This is a genomic window from bacterium (assembly GCA_016873475.1).
In the GTDB taxonomy this organism is placed as follows: Bacteria; Krumholzibacteriota; Krumholzibacteriia; order JACNKJ01; family JACNKJ01; genus VGXI01.
Genome location: VGXI01000380.1, coordinates 1 through 1,947 on the forward strand (window position 1 = coordinate 1; position 1,947 = coordinate 1,947).

Sequence of the window (1,947 nt, forward strand, 5' to 3'; positions counted from 1 at the left end):
CCGTCCCCGCGCGCGCGGCGCACGCCGCTCACCAAGGCTCATCGACGAGGGCCGTTCGCAGGTCAACCTTGCCTTCAGCACGTATCCGAGGAGGCGCCGCACCGTGGCCGCTTCCGTCACGAAGGCAAGGATTCGCATGGCACTGCCGCAGCGCGGGCAAACCAGAGGCAGCACCTCGTAGATCCGCGCCAGCAGCATCGCCCAAGCGTAGCGCCACGTGCGTGGGGATGGCGACGGCTCCGGCGCTAGTGGCCCGTCCTCGCTAGCCAGCTCCATGCGCACCGCGACCGGGTGAAGCCGGTAGGCCAGCGCTTCGCTCGGCCCCACCGTCGCGATCACCGGCGAGCGCAGCTTGGCGTGCGGGGCGAGCACGCCGTGGTAGCGCGTGCGATGCTGTCGCGGCAGCGGGATCAACGTCGTCAGGCGCGCCAGTAGCTCCAGCGGCGTGAGGGTGAGGCAGGTACACCCGTTGGCCGGGGGCTTGTCTAGCGGCAGGCCAGCGTCCCGGCATTGAGCCAGTCCAGGCGCGCGCTGTCGAACTCAGCAGTCGCAGGAAGCCAGGCGGAAGGAGGGAGATGGGCACCGAATGGGCACTGAGCGCCCGCTCAGATGCCCTACAGCACAAAGCCCGGCCGCAACTGCTGCTGCGACCGGGCTTTGGGGGTGGGCGATACTGGGATCGAACCAGTGACCTCATGCGTGTGAAGCATGCGCTCTCCCAGCTGAGCTAACCGCCCGTTGGTGGACCGCAGGAGGATCGAACTCCTGACCTCTGCATTGCGAACGCAGCGCTCTACCAGCTGAGCTAGCGGCCCCGAAAGCGGATGCCAATGTAGCGGATGCGCCTGGGGAAGGCAAGCCCCGGGGGCGGCAGCTCGCGCGCAGCGCCCTGGCTCCGCGCCACCACGCAGGTGATGGAAAAGAGGCGCGGGGCCTCTCGCGCCGGGCTGGGCCACGGCTCGGGAGGCCCCGCTTGAGGGGGGTGTGACTAGCGGACCTGGATCTCGCGGCCAGCCACCTGCGCGGCCTTGGCGATCGTGATCATCAGCAGGCCGTTCTTGAACTCGGCCTCGATCTTCTCGGCATCGGCCTCCTTCGGCAGCCGGAAGCTGCGCTCGAAGCGGCCGTAGAGGCGCTCGACCCGGCGGAAGCGGCGCTCCTTCTCCTCGCTGACGCTCTTGCGCTCACCGCTCAGCACCAGCAGGCCGTCCTCCACCTTGAGGCTGAGGTCGCTTCTCTCGAGCCCGGGCAGCTCGACGTGGATCTCGTACTGCTTGTCCGTCTCGAGGATGTCCACGCGCGGGCTCCAGCGCAGCTGGGCCTCGGGCTCGCAGGTCGCGCAGCCCGCGGGCGCGCTGAAGAACTCGTTCCAAAGGCGATCGATGTCGTTCATGCCGGCGTACTGGGGCTTCCACTTGATGAGAGTCATCTCGGCTCCTCCTGATTCGGCTCGAGCCTCTGGGGCTCGCGGGGTGAGGGGTTCACATGCTCGACCGGCCTACAGCAACCGGCTTGCCAAACCCAGTTCGCCTCGAGAAGTGACGATTCGAGTAGGACTTCGGAGTTGTACACGTGTACACTCGCCGAGCCGGGCCGTGACTTGCTGCCATCGTGACACCGGGGGAAGCTGCCACATCGGCTGCAGTCTGTCGGCCGGTCACCGAGCTGTCAGCTAAGCGGCAAAGTCCGGCGGCCCCCGCGCAGCGCCGCGTCTTGTGGAGATGCCGCTCCGGGATTACCCTGCGCTCAGTCCAGCACCGGAGGTGCAGCATGGCGATGAAGACGCAGCCCGGCCTCTCCCGCCGCGGCGTCGCCGTTCCCGCGAGCCCCATCCGCCGCCTCGTCCCCGACGCCGACCGCGCGAAGGCCGCGGGCGCCAAGATCTACCACCTCAACATCGGCCAGCCGGACATCCCCACCCCGCGCGAGATGATCCGCGCCTACCAG

Annotated in this window: 2 protein-coding genes and 2 tRNA genes; all 4 read right to left on the bottom strand. The window is 68.5% G+C overall.

Going from position 1 to position 1,947, the window contains the following annotated elements; genetic code table 11:
- Positions 1-414, bottom strand: a 414-nt coding sequence (locus FJ251_15950) for a hypothetical protein (GenBank protein ID MBM4119195.1), incomplete at its 3' end; no start/stop codon positions are given.
- A gap of 247 nt (positions 415-661) precedes the next feature.
- Positions 662-737 (bottom strand) — tRNA-Val (locus FJ251_15955).
- Positions 738-739: 2 nt separating this feature from the next.
- Positions 740-815 (bottom strand) — tRNA-Ala (locus FJ251_15960).
- 173 nt (positions 816-988) lie between these two features.
- Positions 989-1,429: an Hsp20/alpha crystallin family protein gene (locus tag FJ251_15965; GenBank protein ID MBM4119196.1), complete on the bottom strand. Its 441-nt coding sequence runs from the start codon at positions 1,427-1,429 to the stop codon at positions 989-991.
- Positions 1,430-1,947 lie beyond the last annotated feature (518 nt).

What these genes read in the sequence shown, in the direction of transcription:
- FJ251_15965 (MBM4119196.1), bottom strand. Translation starts at nt 1,429, where the DNA reads ATGACTCTCATCAAGTGGAAGCCCCAGTACGCCGGCATGAACGACATC.